This is a genomic window from Rhodopseudomonas palustris, from assembly GCF_013415845.1.
GTDB lineage: Bacteria > Pseudomonadota > Alphaproteobacteria > Rhizobiales > Xanthobacteraceae > Rhodopseudomonas > Rhodopseudomonas palustris_F.
The window spans coordinates 5,112,501-5,136,587 of the sequence record NZ_CP058907.1; the positions used below are offsets into that span (position 1 = coordinate 5,112,501).

The 24,087-nt window shown below is 64.3% G+C and carries 16 protein-coding genes, 1 tRNA gene and 1 rRNA gene (1 of these 18 cut by a window edge); 5 read left to right on the forward strand and 13 right to left on the reverse strand.

Annotated features, from left to right (window positions below; all coding sequences use genetic code 11):
• The 7 genes from HZF03_RS23450 to HZF03_RS23480 form a co-directional block, all read right to left on the reverse strand.
• Positions 1-1,313: ribosomal RNA gene (locus tag HZF03_RS23450) — 16S ribosomal RNA — on the reverse strand (it extends 176 nt beyond the left edge of the window).
• 857 nt (positions 1,314-2,170) lie between these two features.
• Positions 2,171-2,260, reverse strand: a tRNA-Ser gene (locus tag HZF03_RS23455).
• A 214-nt stretch (positions 2,261-2,474) separates the two neighbouring features.
• The gene (gene otsA, locus HZF03_RS23460) at positions 2,475-3,959 is read right to left on the reverse strand and encodes an alpha,alpha-trehalose-phosphate synthase (UDP-forming) (RefSeq protein ID WP_012497790.1); all 1,485 of its coding nucleotides are present in this window, start codon (positions 3,957-3,959) and stop codon (positions 2,475-2,477) included.
• 156 nt (positions 3,960-4,115) lie between these two features.
• Positions 4,116-4,913, reverse strand: a complete 798-nt coding sequence (gene otsB, locus HZF03_RS23465; protein WP_119019627.1) for a trehalose-phosphatase — start codon at positions 4,911-4,913, stop codon at positions 4,116-4,118.
• Positions 4,910-6,397, reverse strand: a complete 1,488-nt coding sequence (locus tag HZF03_RS23470; protein ID WP_119019626.1) for an MFS transporter — start codon at positions 6,395-6,397, stop codon at positions 4,910-4,912. Before HZF03_RS23470 ends, otsB begins: the two co-directional genes overlap by 4 nt.
• Positions 6,398-6,575: 178 nt before the next feature.
• Positions 6,576-8,618, reverse strand: a complete 2,043-nt coding sequence (locus HZF03_RS23475; RefSeq protein ID WP_119019628.1) for a methyl-accepting chemotaxis protein — start codon at positions 8,616-8,618, stop codon at positions 6,576-6,578.
• A 118-nt stretch (positions 8,619-8,736) separates the two neighbouring features.
• A complete protein-coding gene (locus tag HZF03_RS23480; RefSeq protein ID WP_119019625.1) occupies positions 8,737-9,483 on the reverse strand; it encodes an AraC family transcriptional regulator in 747 nt (248 codons plus the stop codon).
• A 337-nt stretch (positions 9,484-9,820) separates the two neighbouring features.
• Here HZF03_RS23480 and leuA point away from each other — a divergent pair, with 337 nt between their 5' ends.
• The 5 genes from leuA (at position 9,821) to HZF03_RS23505 (ending at position 16,946) form a co-directional block, all read left to right on the forward strand.
• Complete coding sequence (leuA, locus tag HZF03_RS23485; protein WP_119019624.1) at positions 9,821-11,482, forward strand: 2-isopropylmalate synthase; 1,662 nt, start codon at positions 9,821-9,823, stop codon at positions 11,480-11,482.
• 304 nt (positions 11,483-11,786) lie between these two features.
• Positions 11,787-12,272: a (2Fe-2S)-binding protein gene (locus HZF03_RS23490; RefSeq protein ID WP_012497796.1), complete on the forward strand. Its 486-nt coding sequence runs from the start codon at positions 11,787-11,789 to the stop codon at positions 12,270-12,272.
• 110 nt (positions 12,273-12,382) lie between these two features.
• Entirely contained in the window at positions 12,383-14,737 is a 2,355-nt protein-coding gene (locus HZF03_RS23495) for a xanthine dehydrogenase family protein molybdopterin-binding subunit (protein ID WP_012497797.1), read from the forward strand.
• 108 nt (positions 14,738-14,845) lie between these two features.
• A complete protein-coding gene (locus HZF03_RS23500) occupies positions 14,846-15,646 on the forward strand; it encodes an FAD binding domain-containing protein (protein WP_012497798.1) in 801 nt (266 codons plus the stop codon).
• 184 nt (positions 15,647-15,830) lie between these two features.
• The gene (locus HZF03_RS23505) at positions 15,831-16,946 is read left to right on the forward strand and encodes a CaiB/BaiF CoA transferase family protein (protein ID WP_119019623.1); all 1,116 of its coding nucleotides are present in this window, start codon (positions 15,831-15,833) and stop codon (positions 16,944-16,946) included.
• 124 nt (positions 16,947-17,070) lie between these two features.
• Here the strand turns inward: HZF03_RS23505 and fahA are convergent, their stop codons facing one another.
• The 6 genes from fahA to HZF03_RS23535 form a co-directional block, all read right to left on the reverse strand.
• Complete coding sequence (gene fahA / locus HZF03_RS23510) at positions 17,071-18,336, reverse strand: fumarylacetoacetase (RefSeq protein WP_119019622.1); 1,266 nt, start codon at positions 18,334-18,336, stop codon at positions 17,071-17,073.
• A gap of 292 nt (positions 18,337-18,628) precedes the next feature.
• A complete protein-coding gene (gene maiA / locus HZF03_RS23515; protein WP_011160203.1) occupies positions 18,629-19,285 on the reverse strand; it encodes a maleylacetoacetate isomerase in 657 nt (218 codons plus the stop codon).
• Entirely contained in the window at positions 19,282-20,628 is a 1,347-nt protein-coding gene (hmgA, locus tag HZF03_RS23520) for a homogentisate 1,2-dioxygenase (RefSeq protein ID WP_119020021.1), read from the reverse strand. Before hmgA ends, maiA begins: the two co-directional genes overlap by 4 nt.
• 56 nt (positions 20,629-20,684) lie before the next feature.
• Positions 20,685-21,638 carry an MBL fold metallo-hydrolase gene (locus HZF03_RS23525; protein WP_011160205.1) on the reverse strand — a complete coding sequence of 318 codons (954 nt, stop codon included), beginning with the start codon at positions 21,636-21,638 and terminating at the stop codon, positions 20,685-20,687.
• A gap of 226 nt (positions 21,639-21,864) precedes the next feature.
• On the reverse strand, positions 21,865-22,083 hold the full coding sequence (locus HZF03_RS23530; protein WP_012497803.1) for a DUF2783 domain-containing protein: 219 nt from the start codon (positions 22,081-22,083) through the stop codon (positions 21,865-21,867).
• 289 nt (positions 22,084-22,372) lie between these two features.
• On the reverse strand, positions 22,373-23,980 hold the full coding sequence (locus HZF03_RS23535; protein ID WP_119020022.1) for an FAD-dependent oxidoreductase: 1,608 nt from the start codon (positions 23,978-23,980) through the stop codon (positions 22,373-22,375).
• Positions 23,981-24,087 lie beyond the last annotated feature (107 nt).

The window sequence follows — 24,087 nt, forward strand, 5'->3', positions numbered from 1 at the left end:
TGGCATGCTGATCCACGATTACTAGCGATTCCAACTTCATGGGCTCGAGTTGCAGAGCCCAATCCGAACTGAGACGGCTTTTTGAGATTTGCGAAGGGTCGCCCCTTAGCTTCCCATTGTCACCGCCATTGTAGCACGTGTGTAGCCCAGCCCGTAAGGGCCATGAGGACTTGACGTCATCCCCACCTTCCTCGCGGCTTATCACCGGCAGTCTCCTTAGAGTGCTCAACTAAATGGTAGCAACTAAGGACGGGGGTTGCGCTCGTTGCGGGACTTAACCCAACATCTCACGACACGAGCTGACGACAGCCATGCAGCACCTGTGCTCCAGGCTCCGAAGAGAAGGTCGCGTCTCTGCGACCGGTCCTGGACATGTCAAGGGCTGGTAAGGTTCTGCGCGTTGCGTCGAATTAAACCACATGCTCCACCGCTTGTGCGGGCCCCCGTCAATTCCTTTGAGTTTTAATCTTGCGACCGTACTCCCCAGGCGGAATGCTTAAAGCGTTAGCTGCGCCACTAGTGAGTAAACCCACTAACGGCTGGCATTCATCGTTTACGGCGTGGACTACCAGGGTATCTAATCCTGTTTGCTCCCCACGCTTTCGTGCCTCAGCGTCAGTAATGGCCCAGTGAGCCGCCTTCGCCACTGGTGTTCTTGCGAATATCTACGAATTTCACCTCTACACTCGCAGTTCCACTCACCTCTGCCATACTCAAGACTTCCAGTATCAAAGGCAGTTCTGGAGTTGAGCTCCAGGCTTTCACCTCTGACTTAGAAACCCGCCTACGCACCCTTTACGCCCAGTGATTCCGAGCAACGCTAGCCCCCTTCGTATTACCGCGGCTGCTGGCACGAAGTTAGCCGGGGCTTATTCTTGCGGTACCGTCATTATCTTCCCGCACAAAAGAGCTTTACAACCCTAGGGCCTTCATCACTCACGCGGCATGGCTGGATCAGGGTTTCCCCCATTGTCCAATATTCCCCACTGCTGCCTCCCGTAGGAGTTTGGGCCGTGTCTCAGTCCCAATGTGGCTGATCATCCTCTCAGACCAGCTACTGATCGTCGCCTTGGTGAGCCATTACCTCACCAACTAGCTAATCAGACGCGGGCCGATCTTTCGGCGATAAATCTTTCCCCGTAAGGGCTTATCCGGTATTAGCACAAGTTTCCCTGTGTTGTTCCGAACCAAAAGGTACGTTCCCACGCGTTACTCACCCGTCTGCCACTGACGTATTGCTACGCCCGTTCGACTTGCATGTGTTAAGCCTGCCGCCAGCGTTCGCTCTGAGCCAGGATCAAACTCTCAAGTTGGACTTGAACTTTGAACCGGCTGATCACAACGTTTGACGAGGTCCCACCATCACCAACAATCCGAAGATCGCCGGTTCGTCGCAGCGCTTCACAGCGCTCGCGAACATGGTGTTTCCTTGAAAACGTGTACCGCCGAAGTCTTTCGTCCGATCTCAACGCTCGAAAGCCGAAGCCTTCTTACAATCGAGACCCGCAAGGACTTCGCCGTCCACGTTTCTCTTTCTTCATCTTCACTTGTCAAACAGCCCGAGATCCGAAGATCTCAACGAAGCCCGAGGTCACGGAGACCATCAAAACTTCAACTCCTACACTTAAGAGGAGCCTGGAAACCCGGCCCGACGGCGATTGGCAACCGACAACTATCGGCTGCTGATGCACTCATCGAACTCGATGGATGTTCCAGAGGCACGAAAGCTCGCTGGGGCCCGAAGGGCTCAGCGGCGCCGCGCTCAGTGGCCGTCTTATAGGCCGGGCCTTCCGGGACCGCAAGCGAAAAATGAAGGTTTCACGAATTTCGGATTCCGCAGCGCAGAAGGCTCTGAAAATCCAGGAATTTTTAGGATGTTCCGCAAAGCAGGAATTCGGAACTCAGGTCCATTCGCCGGCTTGGTCGGCAAAAAAATGAGGGACGGCCCCCGACATTTCCCCTGTCGCAAGGAGACGCCCTCGCCTCTCGAAGGTTCCTGGGCCGAAGTTAGGGGCGAGAACTTTTCGATACGCGGCACTTGAGCGGGAGCTCTGGCCGCCGACATCCAGCCGCGCAAAGCGGTGACCGTCCATGCGGACGCATCGAGCGCGCCCGGGACAGACCGTCATCAGAACAGTGATGGGGGTGAAAAACGGCACTTGGGCCGAAATGGCGGAGAGAGAGGGATTCGAACCCTCGATACAGTTTCCCGTATACACGCGTTCCAGGCGTGCGCCTTCAACCACTCGGCCACCTCTCCGGGTGCCTTCTCATGACCGCGCCGCGCGGATTTGGCAAGCGATTGCGCCATGCCCCTAGCGGATTTCACGTCAAATATTGCCGGAAACGGCTTGGACGGGGTGGAGCGGCGGCCGCAGGGAGCGGCACAGCGAGTTGGACGCCGGAGGGCGGCGCAGCGCGAGATTGCCGGCCACGCCGGCAAATCCGACAGCCAAACGCCCCCCCTTGCCCGCCTATTGCAGCACTGCGCCACCAGCAGCGCGCGGCGCGAGCCGCGACCGCCCCCCCGCCATCATGATCGAGGGCGGCGGCGCCAGCGGGATCGGGCCGACACTGCGATTGGCGGTGTGGGCTTGGTCCAGTGCGGCGAGGAAGTCCGCGAACCAGCGGCGGATGCTGTTGTCGCGCAGCTTGGCCATCATCGCCTCCCAGCGCAGCCGCCGCTCGGTCAGCGGCATCGCCAGCGCGGTGGCGATCACCCGCGACATTCCCTCGATGTCGTGCGGATTGACCTGCAGAGCGGTGTCGAGCTCATTGGCGGCCCCGGCGAATTTCGACAGCACCAGGACGCCGGGATCGAGCGGGTTCTGCGCCGCAACGTATTCCTTGGCCACCAGGTTCATCCCATCCTGCAGCGGTGTGACCAACCCGACATGAGCCGAGCGGTACAGGCCCGCGAGCACACTCTGGCGATACCCCTTGTTGAGATAGCGGATCGGGGTCCAGTCGACCTCGCCGAGCCGGCCGTTGACGTCGCTGACCAGCTTGGCGAGATCGCCCTGCAGATTGCCGTAAGCCTCGATCGTGCCGCGGGACGGGGTCGCGATTTGTAGCAGCGACACCACCCGCTGCAAGGCTGGCCGGTCGGTCAACATCTTGTCGAACGCCTTGACGCGGTTGATCAGCCCCTTCGAGTAATCGAGACGATCGACGCCAATTACGAGCTTTTCGCCGTTCAGACTCTTGCGGAGGCGGGAGACTTCGGGGTGAGTCATCGCCTTCTGTGCTTGTTGGGCGAATGCGTCGGCGTCGATGCTGATTGCGAACACCTCGCAGCGCGCGGTGCCGTGCGTGGTCGAGACCTCGCTGCCGTCGATCTTCAGGCCGAGTTCCGATTCGACGTAACCGAGGAAATTGCGGCGATCCTCTTCGGTCTGGAACCCGATCAGATCATAGGTCAGCATCGCTTCGATCAGTTCGCGGTGATGGGGCACGCATCCAATCGTCGCCCGCGACGGCCAGGGCGTATGCAGGAAGAACCCGATCGGATGCTGGACGCCGAGCTGGCGCAGTTCCGCGCCCAAAGCGAGGAAGTGATAATCCTGAATCCAGAACGCGGTATCCGGCTTGCGGAACCGCAGCAGCGCCCGCGCCATGAAGGCGTTGACTTCGCGATAGGAGCGATAATCGTCGTGCGACACCCGGATCAGATCCGGGCGGGAATGCAGCGCAGGCCATAGCGCCGAATTGGCGAAGCCCTCGTAGTAACCGCCGTAATGTGCGGCGGGCAGATCCAGCATGGCGAGAGCGCCAGCGCCGAGCGGTTCGATTTCAGCGAACGGCTCGCGGTGAACGCCATCACGGACGCGACCGCTCGAGCCGACCCATATCGCCCCGGATTTTTCCACCACTGGCAGCAACGCGGCTGCCAGCCCTCCCGTCATCGGTTCGTTCCCCGACGCTCGGGCAACTCGGTTCGAAACCACGACCAGGTTCACGTTTCCCTCCGACTCCCCAACTGTCTGGTGCGCCTATGCGACGCTGCGGAGATTAACATCCATTCATCGTGATCGTTCCATGGCAATGCTGGAACTTTTCTGAGAACTAAGCGTTTTGCGTTGTTTTTTTGTCCGGAACCGTACTCAACGCGCGTACTAATTGGCTGGTTCGAGTAAACGTGCGAGCCAGTTGCGCACATCGCGCGGTTCGTCGAAGTGTCCGGAGGTCAGTTCGCTATAGCGCCCAACCGAGAATGCGAGGCCTCGAAGTTCCGGCATGATGGCGAACACCGTTTCGTCAGTAACGTCGTCGCCGATGAAGATCGGACGCCGGCCTTTGAACGGTGCGCGAGTCATCAGTTCCCGCACGCCTGTCGCCTTGGTGAAACCCGAATGCTTGATCTCGCAGACAGACTTCCCGGGCAGGACTTCCAGCGGCGCTTCCGGATTCTCCGCGCGGATCGCCGCAACCGCTTCGTAGATCGCTTTCTCAGTGTGCGGCGCCAGACGATAGTGCAGTGCCAATGAGTAGCCTTTGTCCTCCAACAAAATACCAGGGCTGATGCGAGCGATTGCGGCGAGCCGGCTCTTCAGCTCGGAATCGAGCGGCGGCGCGTGCGTCGCGATCGCTTCGCCCTCGCCCGACAGCCGCATCTCGGCGCCATGACCACCGACGGCGGGCAATCGCATCGGCGCGAAAATCAGATCGATGTCGTTGATCGAACGCCCGCTGACGAGCGCCAGCGCACCGGACGTCCTGACCAGAAGATTGGTCAGCGTTTGTTCCAGCTCCGGCGGCACCCAGACTTCGCGCGGGGTCGGCGCCAGGTCCAACAACGTACCATCGATGTCCAGCAGCAGCGCACACTGATCGAGATGCGGCACCAGCGCGCCGGGGACCGGAACCTGATTTGAGGTCGCCTGATCAGATGGTCGAACGAGTTTGGTCGTCATCGAATATCCTCTGTTGCGGCCAGCGGCCGCGCGACGTGTTCGAGTGAGCGGCGCTCGGCCGCGATACCATAGCGCCAGCCGATGACCGCGGCTGCCATCATCAACACCGAGCCGAACAAATAGCCGGCGAACACGCTGCCGCGTGAGCCCGTGTCGATCAGTGCGCCGAACAGCGCCGGACCGGCGACACCGCCGATGCCCGTGCCGATCGCGTAGAAGATTGCGATCGCCAGCGCACGAACTTCGAGCGGAAAGGTTTCGCTGACGGTGAGATAGGCCGCGCTCGCCGCCGGCGAAGCGAAGAAGAAGATCACCATCCAGGCGATGGTCTGGCTTTGTGCGCTGAGCGCCCCGATCGAGAACAAATAGCCCGACAGCGCCAGCAGAAGTCCCGAGACGCCATAGGTGAAGCCGATCATGGTGCGGCGGCCGAGCGTATCGAACAGCCGACCGAGCAGCAGCGGACCGAGGAAGTTTCCGGCCGCGAACGGCAGTATGTACCAGCCGACGTGATTGGCGGAGATGCCGAAGAAGTCGGTCAGGATCAACGCATAGGTGAAGAAGATCGCGTTGTAGAAGAACGCCTGCGCGGTCATCAGGACCAGCCCGACCAGCGAGCGCTGACGATAGGTCCCAAACAGGGTCTTCGCGACGTCGAGCAGCGGCGTGTGGGTGCGCATTCGCAGCTTGATCTTTGGCAACACGCGCGGGCGATCGGGCGCATGACGCGCGCTTTGTTCGATGTCGGCGACGATCGCTTCCGCGCGCTCGGGCTGGCCGTGGATCATCAACCAGCGCGGACTCTCCGGAATCCACCAGCGCATCGCGAACACCACAAGGCCGATGGCAGCGCCGGTCAGATAAGCCAGCCGCCAGCCATGATCGGGATCGATCACGGCGGGATCGAGCAGCACGATGGCGCACACCGCACCGATCGCCGCACCGATCCAGAAGCTGCCGTTGATCACCAGATCGGTCCAGCCGCGATAGCGTGCCGGCACCAGTTCCTGAATCGTGGAGTTGATCGCGGTGTACTCACCGCCGATGCCTGCGCCGGTGAGAAACCGGAACAGCGCGTAGCTGGTGACGCTCCACGACAGCGCCGTCGCCGCAGTGGCCGTGAGATACAGCGCAAGGGTGATGAAGAACAGTTTCTTCCGGCCGATCCGGTCGGTCAGCCAACCGAACCCGAGCGCGCCGATCACCGCACCAGCCAGATAGGCGCTGTTGGCCAGGCCGACATCGAGATTACTGAATCGCAGACTTGGGCTGTCCTTCAGGGCGCCTGCGAGGGCTCCGGCCAGCGTGACTTCGAGACCGTCCAGAATCCAGGTGATCCCGAGCGCGGCCACCACACGGGTGTGAAAACGGCTCCACAACAGACCGTCGAGCCGTGCCGGAATATCGGTGTCGATGACCCGCCCGGTGGCCGCAGATGGAACCTGCGGCGGCTCGGTGATCGCGGCACTGACGCTGTCGGCCATACACTCCCACTCCGGCTGCGGTGTGCCACGCCGCCAGCGCCGAACGTGGCGATCCATCGGCAAGCGATGGACCGTTTTGCGGAAGATCAACGGGAGAGCGTCTGATCGGTTCCAACGCACGCGCCAAACCTGCGGCTGGGCGCCGCAGGTCGTCTAATTGCGCGGGGTATCCGGCCTGTCAGGCGGCGCGGATATTGGCCATGAAACGATCGAGCTCGGTACGCAGCCGCGCACTCTCGGCCGACAGGCTGCGGGCCGACTGCAGCACCTGAGCCGATGCGGCGCCGGTCTCGGCGGCCCCGCGGTTGACCTCGGCGATGTTGCCGGCGACCCGCTGAGTTCCCTGGGCGACGCCCTGCACACTGCTGGCGATCTCACGCGTCGCGGAGTCCTGCTGCGTGACAGCGCTGGCGATCGAGGCGGAGATCGTCGAGATCTCCGCAATGGTGCTGCCGATCCGCTGAATCGACGTCACCGAGTCCCGGGTCGCTTCCTGCATCTCGGCGACCTGCGAGGAGATTTCGTCGGTCGCCTTCGCAGTCTGGGTCGCCAGCGATTTCACCTCGGCGGCGACCACCGCGAAGCCTCGCCCGGCCTCGCCGGCCCGCGCCGCCTCGATGGTGGCATTGAGCGCCAACAGGTTGGTCTGTTCGGCGATCGTGGTGATCAGCTGCATCACCTCGCCGATCTGCTGCGCCGCCTGGGTCAGCTTGCCGATCCGGTCGTCGGTCTCGTGTGCCTGCTCCACCGCGGCTTCGGCGATGGCGCTGGACTGGTCGACCCGGCGGCCGATTTCGCCGACCGAGGCCGAAAGCTGCTCGGTGGCGGAGGCGACCGCCTGCATGCCGGACGACGCCTGCTGGGAGTCGCCGGCGACCTGCCCCGACAGCGCCTGCGTGGTCTCGGCGGTGCGGGTCAGCGTCGAGGCGGCACTTTCGAGCTGCGACGCGGCGTCGGAGACGTGCGCCACGATCGCGCCGACTGCGCTTTCGAATTCGCTGGCAAAGCCGATCAACTCGGCGCGCCGGGCCTCGCGGCCGGCCTCCGCCTCGCGCTCGCGGGCGATCGCGTCCTGCTCGGCCTTGCGGGCCGCCTGGACTTTGAACTCCTCGACCGCGGCGGCCATCTCGCCGATCTCGTCGCGGCGGCCGAGCCCCGGCAGCACCACGTTGAAATCGCCGCCGGCCAGCCGGCGCATCGCCGCGCACATCGACTGCATCGGGCGTGAAATCCCCCGACCGAGCAGCACTGCGAGCACTGCGCCGAGCAGGAAGCCGCCGATCCCGAGCATCGCCACCATCCGTTCGGTGGATGTGACCGTGGCATCGGATTCGCGCTCGAGCCGCTGCTGATCGGCAAGCAGATCCGCCTTGATCGCTTCGGAGTCGCGGATGATCGCGGCGGCGGAGGCCATCATGGTGGCGACCTTGGCGTCGATCGCCTTGACGTTGTCACTGAGCTTGACCAGCGCCTGCCGGTACTCGCCCAGCATGGTGAAGATCTCGTTCACCGCCGCAGCGATCTCGCCGTCCGCCTTGACGATGTTCAGCGAATTCTCGACGAATTTCAGCCGCGCCAAAGCGTTGTCGGCGACCGGAACGCTGGAGTTGATCGCGAACGTGTTCGCCAGCGTCATCGCGCCGGCATATTGTTCCGCCGCCCGCTTGGCGCCGAGTTCTGCGCTCGAATCTTCGCGGTCGCTGGCCGCGCTCACCAGATCGTCGAACTTGTAACGAAGGTTGAGGCCGCCGCGCGTCAGCCCGTTCTGAACGACGAGCGCGCTATCGGTCTTCAGCGCCACGATGTCGGCGAACAGCTTGGCGAAGGTGGAGAACTCGCCCGACAGCCGGGTCAGCGCCTCACGCTGCGCCGGTCTGGTGGCGCCCTGTAGCGACTCGGCGATCGCGTCCTTGAGCCTGGCTTCGGCCGCGAGCGCTGCCTTGGCGTCCTCGTCCTTGCCGGTGAGTACGTAATAACGCGCCCGCGCCTCGTAGCCGACCATCTCGCGATCGATATTGCGGGCGAGGTCGGACTGCCGGACGCCGTCGCGATACGCGACCACCCCGTCCGAAACTCGTTCGAACCCGAGGTACGCCAGCCCCATACTGATCGCCGTGATGCCGAGCACCACCGCAAAGCCGAGCGTGACCTTGCCACGAAAACGCAGAGCCGGTAGCGCCGCGGACTTATCCCGCGCTCCGGCGGCTGTCGTTACACTCACTTGATATACCCCGTCCAAGCGCCATATCCCGGAACTGAACCGGGTGCTCGAAAGCTACGCGGCATTGTCTAAAGCTGCGTAAACCGCGTAGTCGCAGGATCGTGGCCTCGACTTTAGTTCAGGGCAGGAAGTACTGACTTGGTGATTTTCCGAGGACGCGCCGGAACATCGCCGAAAACGCGCTTGGACTGTCATACCCGCAAGCCAGGGCAACGTTCAGGATCGATTGCCCTTCAGCCAGCAGCGACAAGGCGTGCAAAAGGCGCGCTTGCTGTCGCCAGCGCAAGAAGCTCATTCCCGTTTCATGCTGAAACAGCCGCATGAAGCTCGCCCGGCTCATGTGCAAGGCACGCGCGGCCTGCTCGAGCGAGACGGAAGCGGCGGGTTCGCCGCGGATCCGGTCGCAAAACCGAGCGAGCTGCGGATGCCGAGGCGTCGGCAGACTGAGCGGCTCAACTGGTAAACTTGCGAGTTCCATCAGCAGGAGCTGCGTGACCACGCGGCTGAGTTCCACGCGGCCTGGCGCGTCCGCAATCGCGACAAGGCGCAGGATCAGTTCGCGCAGCAACGGTGTCACCTCCATCGCCATGCAAACGACGGGCAGTCCCATCACCTCGACTGCGTCGATCAGCAGTGAGCGGAACTGCACGGCTGAATGGCTTTTGGTGTCATGCTCGACACCCGCCGGCACCCAGACCGCACGGCTCGGCGGCACGACCCAGGTGCCGTCAGCCGTGGTGACGGAGACCACGCCCGTGATGGCGTAGATGAGCTGCGCCTGCGCATGAGAATGGCGGCGGCTTGCGAAGCGGTGCGCATCCTGGCTGACAACGGCAACATGATCGGTGACAGCCTGCGCCCGCATTGCCCAAGATGATCCTTTCGCGACGATGATTGATCTTTCCGCGCGAGATTATCACAGGCGGCTCGTTCTAGGTAAGGAGACAGTCCCACATAGGTCCGTGGATACCCCCGTGCTCTCGATCGCCCATATCGTCTCCAGCCATGCCCGACCGCTTTGCGCGGTCTCGGCGGCTGTCGAGACGTGCGGTCTGAACGCGCCCGCCCTGCCGGCTCCCCACGACCGACTTCTGTCCGTTGCGCTTCGACTTACTGGCGGTCGCCGGGACTGACGGCAGCCTGGCGGCCGTATCCAGCCCTGCCCGCTTTGACCTTTCCTCCGCGCGCAACGGACATCGATCATGTTGAAGAATCCCGAAACCAAATACCGTCCCTTTGTCACGCCGGTCGACCTGCCGGACCGGCAATGGCCATCCCGTCGTTTGACGTCGGCCCCGCGCTGGCTCTCCACCGACCTGCGCGATGGCAATCAGTCGCTCGCCAATCCCATGGGGGTCGAACGCAAGCAGCGCTTCTACGACATGCTGATCGCGATCGGCTTCAAGGAAATCGAGGTCGCATTTCCGTCGGCTTCGCAGACCGAATTCGATTTCGTTCGCAGCCTGATCACCGACGACCGGATTCCCGACGACGTAACGGTCCAGGTTCTCACGCAATCCAGAACCGAGCTGATCGCCCGTACTTTCGAGTCGTTGGAGGGCGCGCAGCGCGCGATCGTGCATCTCTACAATGCGACGGCGCCGCTATTCCGGCGCGTGGTGTTCGGCATGGAGCGGCGCGACGTCGTCGATCTGGCGATCACGGGCGTCACCGCGATGCTCGACGAGAGCCTGAAGCGCCCCGGCACCGACTGGACCTTCGAATATTCGCCCGAGACCTTCTGCTTCACCGAGCCCGACTTCGCGTTGGAGATCTGCGAGCGCGTGCTCGACGTGTGGCAGCCGACACCCGAGCGCCCCGCGATCTTGAACCTGCCGGCGACGGTCGAAGTCGCGATGCCGAACGTCTATGCCGATCAGATCGAGTGGTTCTGCCGCAACATTTCGCGGCGGGATTCCGTCGTCATCAGCCTGCACCCTCACAACGACCGGGGCACCGGTGTTGCGGCCGCCGAATTGGGCCTGCTCGCCGGTGCGGATCGGGTCGAGGGCTGCCTGTTCGGCAACGGCGAGCGGACCGGCAACGTCGATCTCGTGACCTTGGCGCTGAATCTCTACACCCAAGGGATCGATCCGGGGCTTTCCTTCCCGGCGATGCGCGAGGTGGTGAACACGGTCGAGCACTGCACCGAACTGCCGGTTCATCCGCGGCATCCCTACGCCGGCGAGCTGGTGCATACGGCCTTCTCCGGCTCGCACCAGGACGCCATCCGCAAGGGCTTCGCCGCGCATGCGCAGCGCAACGATAGCCTTTGGGAGATGCCGTATCTGCCGATCGACCCGGCGGACATCGGCGAAACCTACGAAGCCGTCATCCGCGTCAATTCGCAGTCCGGCAAGGGTGGCGTCGCCTGGGTGCTGGAACAGGACAAGGGACTGAAGCTGCCCAAGCGGATGCAGGCCGATTTCAGCACGCACGTCCAGAAACTGGCCGACGATCTCGGCCGCGAGCTCAATACCTCCGACATCTGGCAGTGCTTTGCAGGCTGCTATTTGCAGCGGCCGACCGACCGGTTCGTGCTGGAGGACTACAAGGAGACCGGACCGGTGGGGCAACGGACGTTCATTGGCCGGATCGCGATCGACGGCGAAGTCCGTTCGCTCTCGGGCCGCGGCAACGGCCTGATCTCCGGGGTGGTGGCAGCGCTGCAAGATGCCGGCGGTCCGGCGCTCGATGTTGCGGACTATCAGGAGCACGCGATCGGCTTCGGCGCGACCGCGCAGGCTGCGGCCTATGTCGAATGCCGCACCTCCGACGGCCGCACGGTGTTTGGGACCGGGATCGATCCGGACGTCGCCACAGCTTCGGTCCGTGCGCTTTTGCACGCGGCTAACAACGCCTGATCGATTGCTACCCAAAAAGCAGGGATGCACCGGCTGACGTCGCAGCCGGTGCATCGCACAGTTCCTTTTCGCTGCACCGCAACGTAAGCCCGTGCGGATTTGAAGTTCCTGTTCCAGCTAACAGCGAACTGCGCCGCCGGGATGATCCAGCCTCGCTGGCTGACCGGTTAGTTTGTCGCAGTCACTAAACCGTCATCGAAACTTGACGCTCGTGGCCCTCCGAGCCGCGAAAAATCCCAGTTGCAAAGTCCGACGGCGGCGCTTCTAATTGGAACAATTAAAAATTCATCGGGAGGACTGACGCGTGTCCAAAGTCTCAATGACCGTCAACGGCAAGCTGGTGACGGCGGATGTCGAGGATCGAACGCTCCTCGTCCATCTGCTGCGTGATCACCTCGGCCTGACCGGCACCCATGTCGGCTGCGATACCAGCCAATGCGGCTGCTGCGTGGTGCATATCGACGGCCGTGCGGTGAAGTCGTGCACGACGCTGGTCGGCCAGGTCGACGGCGCCAACATCACCACCATCGAAGGCATCTCCAAGGGCGACGAACTGCACCCGATGCAGGCGGCGTTCCGCGACAATCACGGTTTGCAGTGCGGCTACTGCACGCCCGGAATGATTATGTCGGCGATCGACATCGTGCACCGCTACGGTGGCAACCTCGACGAAGAGACCGTGCGCCACGAGCTCGAAGGCAACATCTGCCGGTGCACCGGCTATCATAACATCGTCAAGTCGGTGCTCGACGCCGCCTCCCGCATGAATGTGGCGCAGGCCGCCGAATAGGCCGCCTGCACGCCTGCCGTTTCGTCGCCGACCACACGTTCGAATGATGGCTGCGACCCGCGACGTTCCGAATCCGCGCGGCTGAAGCAGTCGAAGGGAGAGAATTGCACATGGGCATCGAGGGTATCGGCGCGCGCGTCGCGCGCAAGGAAGACCGCCGCTTCATCACCGGCCGCGGCCGCTATGTCGACGACATCAAGCTGCAGGGCATGACGTATGCGCATTTCGTGCGCAGCCCGCACGCGCACGCCAAGATCACCGGCATCGAGCTCGACGCCGCCAAGGCGATGCCGGGGGTGGTCGACGTGCTCACCGGTCAGCAGATCGTCGACGACAAGGTCGGCAATCTGATCTGCGGCTGGGCGATCCACTCCAAGGACGGTTCGGCGATGAAGATGGGCGCGTGGCCGGCGATGGCGCCGGAGACGGTGCGCTTCGTCGGCCAGGCCGTCGCGGTGGTGATCGCCGAGAGCAAGAACCTCGCCCGCGACGCCGCCGAAGCCGTGGTGGTGCATTACGAGGAACTGCCGGCAGTCGCCAACATCAAGGCGGCGATTGCCGATGGTGCAGCGCAGCTTCACCCCGAAGCGCCCGGCAATATCGTGTACGACTGGGAGATCGGCGACCAGAAGGCGACCGACGAGGCGTTCAGCAAGGCCGCCAACGTCGTCTCGATCGAACTCACCAACAACCGGCTGGTGCCGAACGCGATGGAGCCGCGGGCGGCGCTCGCCGAATACAATCCGGCCGAAGAGCACTTCACGCTCTACACCACCTCGCAGAACCCGCATGTCGCCCGCCTGGTGCTGTCGGCATTCTACAACATCGCCCCCGAGCACAAGCTGCGGGTGGTGGCGCCCGATGTCGGCGGCGGCTTCGGCTCCAAGATCTTCATCTATCCGGAAGAGATGGTCGCGCTGTGGGCCTCGAAGAAAACCGGCCGCCCGGTGAAGTGGACCGGTGACCGCAACGAGGCCTTCGTCACCGACGCGCACGGCCGTGATCACCTGTCGAAAGCCGAGATGGCGTTCGATGCCGACAACAAGATGCTCGGCCTGCGGGTCAAGACCTACGCCAATTTCGGCGCCTACATGTCGCTGTTCTCGTCGTCGGTGCCGACCTATCTGTACGCCACGCTGCTGAGCGGCCAGTACAACATCCCGGCGATCTATACCGAAGTGGTGGGCGTCTATACCAACACCACGCCGGTCGACGCCTATCGCGGCGCCGGCCGCCCCGAGGCCTGCTACCTGCTGGAGCGACTGGTCGAGACCGCGGCGCGGCAGCTCAAGGTCGATCCGGCCGAACTGCGGCGGAAGAACTTCATCACCCAGTTCCCGCATCAGACCCCGGTGATCATGGCGTACGACACCGGCGACTTCAACGCGTCGCTCGACGCCGCCTTGAAGGCGATCGACTACGCCGGCTTCCCGGCCCGCAAGGCCAAGGCCAAGAGCGAGGGCAAGCTGCGCGGCCTCGGCCTGTCCTGCTACATCGAAGCCTGCGGTATCGCGCCGTCGAAGGCGGTCGGCTCGCTCGGCGCCGGCGTCGGCCTGTGGGAGTCCGCGGAAGTCCGCGTCAACCCGGTCGGCACGATCGAGATCCTGACCGGCTCGCACAGCCACGGCCAGGGCCACGAGACGACCTTCGCGCAATTGGTCGCGGACCGGCTCGGCATTCCGATCAACCAGGTCTCGATCGTCCACGGCGACACCGACAAGGTGCAGTTCGGCATGGGCACTTACGGCTCGCGCTCCGCGGCAGTCGGCATGTCGGCGATCTTCAAGGCGATGGAGAAGGTCGAAGCCAAGGCCAAGAAGATCGCGGCGCATCAACTCGAAGCGAGCGAGAACGACATCGTCATCGAGAACGGCGAGTTCAAAGTCACCGGCACCGACAAGGCGATCGCGCTGCCGATGGTTGCGCTCGCCGCCTACACGGCGCACAACCTGCCGGACGGCATGGAGCCCGGCCTGAAGGAGAGCGCGTTCTACGACCCGACCAACTTCACCTTCCCGGCCGGCTCCTACATCTGCGAAGTCGAGGTCGATCCGGGCACCGGCAAGACCTCGTTCGTCAACTTCGTCGCGGTCGACGATTTCGGCCGACTGATCAATCCGATGATCGTCGAAGGCCAGGTCCACGGCGGCCTGGTGCAGGGTATCGGCCAGGCGATCCTGGAACACGCGATCTACGACGCGGACGGCCAGCTCGTCACCGCATCGTTCATGGACTACGCCATGCCACGCGCCGACGACGTGCCGTCGTTCAACATCTCGCACACCACGACGCTATGTCCGGGCAATCCGCTCGGCGTCAAAGGCTGCGGCGAGGCCGGCGCGATCGGCGCTTCGGCGGCGGTCATCAACGCCATCACCGACGCGATCGGGAACAACCGGCTGGAAATGCCGGCAACGCCCGACCGGGTGTGGCACGCGATGCAACTGCAGCAGGCGGCGGAGTAACACGGATCGTCATTGCGAGCGCAGCGAAGCCATCCAGAGCTTCGCTCCTCGCAATGACGGAGATCTTCCCGAACAAACCTGCATCCGATCTCTGAACTGGAGATGACCATGTATTCGACGAATTACCACCGCGCCTCTTCGGTCGACGAAGCCGTGGCGCTGATCGCCAAGGGCAGCGACGCCAAATTGCTCGCCGGCGGCCATACGCTGCTGCCGGTGATGAAGCAGCGGCTCGCAGCTCCGGGCGATCTCGTCGACATCGCCAAGATCCCGGCGCTGATCGGGATCGAGGCCAGCGGCGACACGCTGACCATCAAGGCGGCGACCACCTACTACGACATCATGCACAATGCCGACGTGAAGCGCCTGATCCCGGCGATCGCGCATCTCACCTCGGTGCTGGGCGATCCGGCAGTGCGCTATCGCGGCACCATCGGCGGTTCGGTCGCCACCAACGATCCCGCGGCGGACTATCCGGCCGCGATCCTGGCCCTCAACGCCACGGTGAAGACCAACAAGCGCGAGATCCCCGCGGATCAGTTCTTCAAGGGGCTGTTCATGACCGCGCTGGAGGACAACGAGATCATCACCGCGATCTCGTTCCCGGTGCCGGAGAAGGCCGGCTACGCCAAAATGCGCAATCCGGCGTCGCGCTTCGCGCTGACCGGCGTGTTCGTCGCCAAGCTGAAGAGCGGCGAGATCCGCGCCGCCGCCACCGGCGCCTCGCAGGACGGCGTGATGCGGGTGGCGGTGATCGAACAGGCGCTGCAGGCGAACTGGTCGGCCTCCGCCCTCGACGGCGTGAAGGTATCGGACGAAGGCCTGATCGAGGATATCCACGGCACCTCCGACTACCGCGCCAACCTGATCAAGGTGATGGCGCAGCGCGCGGTCCAAGCCGCAGGCTGAAGAATTCCACTTCACGGCAAGCGGCGCGCGGTTCGCGCGCCGCTTTGTTGTGTGCGGTGCCGCAGCATGGCGGCATGCGGCGCTGGGACGAAAAGTCACTTGCCCGGAGCACACCGGGCATGATGATTGATCCTGACAACAACCGCTCCGCGCCGCGCGCGGACAACAACAATGGACACCCAAGGTGCAAGACACAGCGACCGCCTCCCCCAAGCCGACCACGAAAGCCAACGCCAGCGGACCGCTCGCCGGCACGCGCATCGTCGAATTCGCCGGCATCGGGCCCGGCCCGTTCGGCTCGATGCTGCTCGCCGACATGGGCGCCGAGGTGATCACGCTGGTGCGCGCCGGCCAGAAGCCGCAGGGCGCCGCCGCGCGCGGCCGCACCGTCGTCACCGTCGATCTGAAGGACAAGGCCTCGGTCGCCGAAGTGCTGAACCTGCTCGACGGCGCCGACGCGCTGGTCGAAGGCTATCGCCCCGGCGTGATGGAGCGCCTCGGCCTCGGCCCCGACGTGGTGATGGCGCGCAATCCGAAGCTGGTCTACGCGCGGATGACCGGCTGGGGCCAGACCGGCCCGCTGGCGCAGGCCGCCGGCCACGATATCAACTACATCTCGATCACCGGCGCGCTCGCGGCGATCGGCCCGAAGGAGCGGCCGGTGCCGCCGCTCAACCTGGTCGGCGATTTCGGCGGCGGCTCGCTGTATCTCGTCGTCGGTATTCTCGCGGCGCTGCTCGAAGCCTCGAAGTCCGGCAAGGGCCAGGTGGTTGATGCCGCGATGTGCGACGGCGCCGCCTCGCTGATCACGATGTTCTTCGACATGACCGCGGCCGGCCGCTGGAAGGAAGGCCGCGAGAGCAACATGCTCGACGGCGGCGCGCATTTCTACGGCACTTACGAGTGCGCCGGCGGCCAGTTCGTCTCGATCGGCTCGATCGAACCGCAATTCTACGCGCTGCTGCGCCAGATCGCCGGTCTCACCGACGCCGACTACGACGCCCAGATGGACATCAAGCAGTGGCCGGCGCTGAAGCAGAAGCTCGCCGCGGTGTTCAAGACCAAGACCCGCGACGAATGGTGCAAGCTGATGGAAGGCACCGACGTCTGCTTCGCCCCGGTGCTGACGATGTCGGAAGCCGCCAAGCATCCGCACATGGTGGCACGCGAGGCGTTCATCACCCACGAGGGCCACACCCAACCGGCCCCCGCCCCGCGCTTCTCCCGCACTCCCTCGGCCGCCCGTCCGCCGGTGCATTCGCAGATCGGCGACGTGGTGAAGGCCTGGGGCGGGAAGTAACCGCGCCCACTCGTCATTCCGGGGCGCTCACGAAAGTGAGCGAACTCGGAATCTAGAAATTGCTATCACCTCGGGATTCCGGGTTCGCGCCTGACGGCGCGCCCCGGAATGACCGCACAGGCGGTCACTTCGCCGCCAGCACCGTCCCCTCGACTTCGCCGAAGCCAACGCGGTAGCCGTCGCCCTGGCACCAGCCGCGCATCACCAGGCTGTCGCCGTCTTCGAGGAAGCCGCGGCTCTCGCCACCCGGCAGCTGCACCGGCTCTGTGCCGTTCCAGCTCAATTCCAGCAGACTGCCGAGTTGATCTCTCTCCGGGCCCGACACCGTGCCGGAGCCGAGCAGGTCGCCGACGCTCATCGCGCAGCCGCTGGAGGCATGGTGGACGAGCTGCTGCACCGACGACCAGTACATGTATTTGAAATTGGTCGCGCTGATCCGCGCCGGCTGCTGCATCGCCGGCGTGCGCAAAGCGACTTCAAGCGCCATGTCGTAATTGTTGGCGCCCTTCTGCTGCAAGTACGGCAGCGGCGCCGGATCCTGCACGGGGCCGTGAACGCGAAACGGCTCCAGCGCCTCGCGGGTGACGATCCACGGGCTGATCGAAGTCGCGAACGCCTTGGCCTGGAACGGCCCGAGCGGCACGTACTCCCACTGCTGGATGTCGCGCGCGCTCCAATCGTTGAGCAGCGTGAAGCCGAAGATCATCTCCTCGGCCTGCTGTTCGGTCAGCATCGTGCCCATCGCCGACGACTGCCCGACCACGACGCCGATCTCGAGTTCGAAATCCAGCCGCTTGCACGGTCCGAAACTCGGCAGCTCCGCCGACGGCGGCTTGAGCTGGCCGCGCGGGCGATGGATCTGGGTGCCGCTGACCACCACGGTCGAGGCGCGGCCGTTGTAGCCGATCGGGATGTGCAGCCAGTTCGGCAGCAGCGGATTGGTCTTGTCTCGGAACATGGTGCCGACATTGGTGGCGTGTTCCTTCGACGAATAGAAATCGGTGAAGCCCTCGACGCGGAGCGGCAAATGCAGCTTCACCTGGCGCATCGGCAGCAGCGCCTTGGCGCGCAACTCCGCATGGTCGCGCAGCTCGGGATTGTCGTGCCGCAGCAGCGCGCTGATCCGCGCCCGCGTGCTGCGCCAGACGTTCGGCCCGAGCGCCATGAAGGCATTGATCGACGATTGCGTGAACACGCCCTCCGGCAGGTCGAGCAGCTTCGCAGCTTGCAGCACGGCGAGGTCGAGCACGAAGTCGCCGATCGCGACACCGACGCGGGGAGCGGGATCGTCGGCCGTCGAGACCACGCCGTAAGGCAGGTTCTGGATCGGAAAGTCCGATTCCGGTTTCACATCGACGAAGGAGCGCAGGCGCGGATCGTTGGGGTGCATGAGGAGTCCTGGAACGTTGAACGGCTCGATTGGATCGGCGGGGCCTCTTCACCCTCCCCTTGAGGGGGAGGGTCGGCGCGCAGCCCGCGTAGCGGGGTGCGTGACGGGGTGGGGTGAGCCGCGCGCACAGCGGATGAACTCTTCGCCACCCCACCCCGCTCGCTGACGCGAGCGACCCTCCCCCTCCAGGGGAGGGTGATCCGCGCTGCGGCCACAAACGTTCATGTGCGATCGCCCCGCCGCACGCGGACAAAGGTCGAGAAGGCTCGGACGAAAGACGAGCCCATCATATTCACTCCGCATCCGGCTGCCGGCCCGGCTCTGCGGCGACGAAGGCGTCGAGTTTCATCGCTTCGGCTTCGATCTGGCGGATGCGTTCGAACGGGGCGAGGTCGGCGTCGAAGCGGCGGGCGTTGAAGATTTGCGGCACGATGCAGATGTCGGCCAGCGTCGGCCGGTCGCCATAGGCGAACGGCCCCGGCGTCTGCGCCAATCGCGCCTCGATCGCCGCAAAGCCCTGCTCGACCCACTCCTTCGACCAGCGGGCGCGATCGACCTCGTCGACGCCGAGTTCGGTCAGCCGCTTCAGGATTCGCAAATTGCCGATCGGATGAATGTCGCAAGCGACCGCATAGGCGATCTCGCGGACGATGGCGCGGGCCTTCGGATCTTTCGGCAGCAACGGCGGCTCGGGATGAGTCTCGTCCAGATATTCGATGATCGCCAGCGACTGGCCGAGATTGAACTCACCCTCGCTCCAATACGGCACCATTCCGGCGGGATTGATCCAGCGGAACGCCTCGAGGTTCTGCTCGCCGTTGCGCAAATGCACGTAGCGCTGCGCCACGATGATATTCTTCAGGTTGAGCGCGATTCTGACCCGATACGACGCGGACGAGCGAAAATAGCCGTACAGCACCGCGGCGTCGTGATCCTGAGCTTTGGTCATGGCCGGTTCGGATCGAAGCGCTTTTCGAGGCCGTTCCAGCAGTCCGCGTAATCGTCCTGCAACAGGCCGGAGCTTGCCGCATATTCGGTGACGCGCTGCGGGTAGCGGGTCTCGAACATGAATGCCATCGTGCCGGTCAGCTTCACCGGCTTGAGCTCACCGTTGCTGGCATGATCGAATGCTTCGCGGTCCGGGCCGTGCGGCAGCATCATGTTGTGCAGCGAGGCGCCGCCCGGCACGAAGCCCTGCGGCTTGGCGTCGTACACGCCGTAGATCAGCCCCATGAACTCCGACATGATGTTCATGTGATACCACGGCGGCCGGAACGTGTTGTCCGCCACCATCCAGCGCTCGGGGAAGATTACGAAGTCGATATTGGCGGTGCCAGGCGTCTCCGACGGCGAGGTCAGGACGGTGAAGATCGACGGATCGGGATGATCGAAGCCGATCGCGCCGACCGGCGAATAGGTGCGCAGGTCGTATTTGTACGGCGCGTAGTTGCCGTGCCATGCGACGACGTCGATCGGCGAATGCGGCAACTTGGTCACGTACAGCGAGCCGCCCCACTTCACATAAAGCTCAGTCGGTGTGTCCTTGTCCTCATAGGCGGCGACCGGGGTGAGGAAGTCGCGCGAATTGGCGAGGCAGTTGGCGCCGATCGGGCCGCGCTCCGGCAGCGTGAAGGCGCCGCCGTAGTTTTCGCACAGATAACCGCGCGCCGGGCCATCGACCAATTCGACCCGGAACTTGACGCCGCGAGGGATCACCGCGATCTCGGCCGGCTCGATGGTGATGATTCCGAACTCGGTGACGAGGCGCAGGCTGCCCTGCTGCGGCACGAACATCATCTCGCCGTCGGCATTGTAGAAGTGCTGATCGACCATCGACTGGGTGATGAGATAGAGATGCGTCGCCATCCCGGCCTGGGTGTTGACGTCGCCGGCCGTCGTCATCGTCCGCACGCCCTGCAGGAAGGTCAGCTTCTCCTGCGGCATCGGCGGCGGATCCCAGCGCAGCTGCGCGATCGGCAGGTCGTGCTCGAAGCACGGCGCCGAGCGCCACAGCCCCATGTCGGTCTTGGCGAAGCGGCCGGAGTGCTTCACCGAGGGACGAATGCGATACAGCCAGCTCCGCTCGTTGGCGCCGCGCGGCGCGGTGAACGGCGAGCCGGACAATTGCTCGGCATAGAGGCCGTAGGCGCAGCGCTGCGGCGAGTTGCGCCCAACCGGCAGTGCGCCGGGCAGCGCTTCAGTCTCGAACGAATTGCCGAAGCCGGACATGTAGCCGGGCGTAATGCCTTGCGATGAGCTGCCGAGGATCTGCGGAGCGGCATTGATGTTCATGGTCGTCCTCCGATCGGTTGGCGAGGGCGCGGCCGAAGCCGCGCTCGCGGTTCGGACTAGCCGCCCTGCAGGGCGGCCCACATTTCGCGGTCGCGCTCGGCGGTCCAGATCACCGGATCGTCGATGCCGGAGGCTTCGTCGAACGCGCGCGACACGTTGAACGGCAGGCAGTGCTCGTAGATCGCGAAGGACGAGAACTTCGGGTCCATCACCTCGCGGGTGGCATCCCAGGTCTCCTTCAGGCTACGGCCCTTGGCAACCGAGAGCTCGGCGGCGCCATACAGCGTGCCGACGAAGTCGCGGGTCATCGCGATCGCTTCGCGCGTGGTCTCCAGCCCTTGCAGCGCGTCGCCGCGGCCGGGTGCGATCGCCTTCGGATTGAACTCGCGGATTTCGTTCAGCGTCGCCGGCCATTCGCGCAAATACGCGTCGCCGCAATAGCAGGCCGAGTGATACTCGACGAGGTCGCCGGTGAACATCACCTGCGCATCCGGCACCCAGGCGACGATATCGCCGGAGGTGTGGCCGGCGCCGAGCTGCATCAGCCGCACCTCACGCTTGCCCAGGAACACCGACATCTCGCCGTCGAATGCCAGCGTCGGCCAAGTCAGCCCCGGAATGCTCTCGGCATCCTGAAACAGCCGCGGGAACCGGCCGTATTCCGAATCCCAATCCTGCTGACCGCGCTCCTCGATCAGCCGGTAGGTCTCCTGCGACGCGATGATGCCTTGCGCCTGATAGGCCGATGCTCCCAGTACGCGCACCGCATGATAGTGCGACAGCACGACGTATTTGATCGGCTTGTCGGTGACGCTGCGGACGCGCTCGATCACCTTATTGGCCATTGCCGGCGTCGCCTGGGCGTCGAACACCAAGCAGCCGTCGTCGCCGACGATCACCGCCGAATTCGGATCGCCCTCCGCCGTGAACGCATAGAGATCGGGGCCGATCTCGGAAAACGTCACCTTCTTCTCGGCGAGGTCGGTCGTGGAGGCGAAGCCTTTGGCCATGTGGCGTCCTTACTAGTTGTCGACTCGTTCACGCGCTTGCGCGCTGATCATTCCAGGTCGTCATTCCGGGGCGCTCGCGCAGCGAGCGAACCCGGAATCCCGAGCTGTTCTGCGACCGCCGCTTCGCCCGGTCACTTCGAGATTCCGGGTTTGCGCCTGAAGGCGCGCCCCGGAATGACGAACCTTGGGGCGACGCGCCTGCGCCGCACGGTTTCATTGACGTCAGTCACTCCCGTTGCCCTTCACTCACCACTCCCCGCTTCGCCAACGCGGTCGCCTCGCGCAGCAGGTCGAGATCGCCGATGTGGTTGGCGAGGATCAGCACCAGCGCGGCATCGAGCGCCGCGCTCTGTTCGTCGCTGAGCCCGCGATGCGCCTCAACGATCAGCCGATAAGCGGCGTCGGGATCGGCGAAATTGCTGGAGGTGGAGAGAGTGGCGGTCATTGGATGCCCCTCCCCTTCGAACGCCCTCGTCTGCACATCGACGTCTCCCCAGCCGCGGCGAGCCCCCTCGCCCCGCTCTTGCGGGGAGAGGGTTGGGGTGAGGGGCGACGCGAGCAAGGCGTCTCGGCCTCGTCGAGACGCCCCCTCACCCGGTCCGCATCTCGCGATCCTGACCGACCTCTCCCCGCACGCGGGGAGAGGTTAGGTCGTGCCTGCGGTGAGAGGCTCCGCACCATGCACTGCGATGCTCGTTCAACACTCGGAGTCACGACAGATATCATCACCGCCCTCATCGTCCGCAGGCCCGCGCCAACGCCGCGTCGACGGCGGCCTGCGTCGGGCGCCGGAACCGCGCGGCCACATAGCCATCGGGACGGAGCAGATAGGCAGCGCCGGGCGTGGCGTCATAGCGGGCGGCGAATACGCCGTCTTCGTCGCGCAGCGGCGCGTCACCGCCGATCCGAAGACTGCGAACGCCTTGCGGCACCGGCGCCGCCGCACCATTGGCACGCTCCAGCAGCACGAAGCCGCCTCCGGCCTGCATGAAGGCTTCGGTCAGATAGACCGGCGTGCCATCGGCCGCCTTCAGCGGCGCGTCGCGCATCGCAGCGCCAGGCCCGGGGCCCGAACTCCATACGTCGACATCATCCGTCGACAGCGAGGATTGGTAAACCGAAGGGGTCGACAGTCGGCCGGCATTGACCATCCGCTTGGCGAATTCGACATCGTGCGCCAGCGCCAGCACCGCGTCGCGCAGCCGGCGTTCCTGCTTGGAATGCGGCGCGATGAAATCGGTCGAGCGCGTGGAGTGGCGGATGTTGTCGTCGGCCGCCTGGCTGCGCTCGATGTCGTAGCTGTCGAGCAGGCTGGCCGGGGCCTGCCCGCGTAACACCAGATCGAGTTTCCAGGCGAGGTTCTCGCCGTCCTCCAGACCCGAGTTCGCGCCGCGCGCGCCGAACGGCGACACCTGATGCGCCGAGTCACCGGCGAAAATCACCCGCTCGTGCAGAAAGCGCTGCATCCGCCGGCATTGGAACTTGTAGATCGAGATCCACTCGAAGCTGAAATCGCCGTGGCCGAGCATCCGCTCGATCCGCGGCCTCACCCGCTCCGGCTGGCGCTCGACCGCGGCATCAGCCTCGGGTCCGATCTGCAGATCGATCCGCCAGACATCGTCGGGCTGGCGATGCAGCAATGCCGACTGGCCGCTATGGAACGGCGGATCGAACCAAAACCAGCGCTCAGTCGGAAACTCCGCCGTCATCTTCACGTCGGCGATCAGGAACTGATCTTCGAACACTTCGCCGGCGAACTCAGCGCCGACCATGCCGCGCAGGCTTGAGCGGGCGCCGTCGCAGGCAATCACATAGTCGGCCGCGAGACGATACGGCCCGTCCGGCGTTTCGATCGTCAGTTCGGCGTGATCGTTATGCTGAGCAAGCGCCGTCACCTTGTTGCGCCAGCGCAGATCGATCTGCGGCAGTTGCTGCACACGGCCGACCAGAAACGCCTCGGCGTAGTATTGCTGCAGATTGATGAAGGCCGGCATCTTATGGCCGGTCTCCGGCAGCAGGTCGAAGCGGTACACCATCTCGTCGCGACGAAAGATCTTGCCGACCTGCCAGACCACGCCCTTTTCGACCATCTGCGCACCGACGCCGAGCCGGTCCCAGACTTCGAGCGCGCGCTTGGAAAAACAGATCGCCCGCGAGCCCTCGCCGATCCTGTCGGCGTCGTCGAGCAGCACAACCTTCTGCCCGCGCTGCGCCAGATCGATCGCAAGCGACAATCCGACCGGACCGGCACCGACCACTACCACCGGATGGCGCGCCGGATCCTGTCGATCCTGATCCGGGTGCCGGCGATAGCCGAACTGGAAATGCTCCTGATGGGCCATCGGCCTCAGCCCTGCCGACCCGTCCGCCCTTGCAAAGCGCTGGTCAAGGCGTCCTCCTGCGTGATAGTTTCATTTGCAACTATCTAAGCCGCAGTCGTCGCGCCGCG

Excerpts from the sequence above, each read along its gene's own strand:
- HZF03_RS23480 (WP_119019625.1), bottom strand. The coding sequence starts at position 9,483 with ATGCGGGCGCAGGCTGTCACCGATCATGTTGCCGTTGTCAGCCAGGAT.
- HZF03_RS23530 (WP_012497803.1), bottom strand. The coding sequence starts at position 22,083 with ATGACCGCCACTCTCTCCACCTCCAGCAATTTCGCCGATCCCGACGCC.
- HZF03_RS23470 (WP_119019626.1), bottom strand. The coding sequence starts at position 6,397 with ATGGCCGACAGCGTCAGTGCCGCGATCACCGAGCCGCCGCAGGTTCCA.
- maiA (WP_011160203.1), bottom strand. The coding sequence starts at position 19,285 with ATGACCAAAGCTCAGGATCACGACGCCGCGGTGCTGTACGGCTATTTT.
- otsB (WP_119019627.1), bottom strand. The coding sequence starts at position 4,913 with ATGACGACCAAACTCGTTCGACCATCTGATCAGGCGACCTCAAATCAG.
- HZF03_RS23500 (WP_012497798.1), top strand. The coding sequence starts at position 14,846 with ATGTATTCGACGAATTACCACCGCGCCTCTTCGGTCGACGAAGCCGTG.
- HZF03_RS23535 (WP_119020022.1), bottom strand. The coding sequence starts at position 23,980 with ATGGCCCATCAGGAGCATTTCCAGTTCGGCTATCGCCGGCACCCGGAT.
- HZF03_RS23525 (WP_011160205.1), bottom strand. The coding sequence starts at position 21,638 with ATGGCCAAAGGCTTCGCCTCCACGACCGACCTCGCCGAGAAGAAGGTG.
- fahA (WP_119019622.1), bottom strand. The coding sequence starts at position 18,336 with ATGCACCCCAACGATCCGCGCCTGCGCTCCTTCGTCGATGTGAAACCG.
- hmgA (WP_119020021.1), bottom strand. The coding sequence starts at position 20,628 with ATGAACATCAATGCCGCTCCGCAGATCCTCGGCAGCTCATCGCAAGGC.
- HZF03_RS23495 (WP_012497797.1), top strand. The coding sequence starts at position 12,383 with ATGGGCATCGAGGGTATCGGCGCGCGCGTCGCGCGCAAGGAAGACCGC.
- leuA (WP_119019624.1), top strand. The coding sequence starts at position 9,821 with ATGTTGAAGAATCCCGAAACCAAATACCGTCCCTTTGTCACGCCGGTC.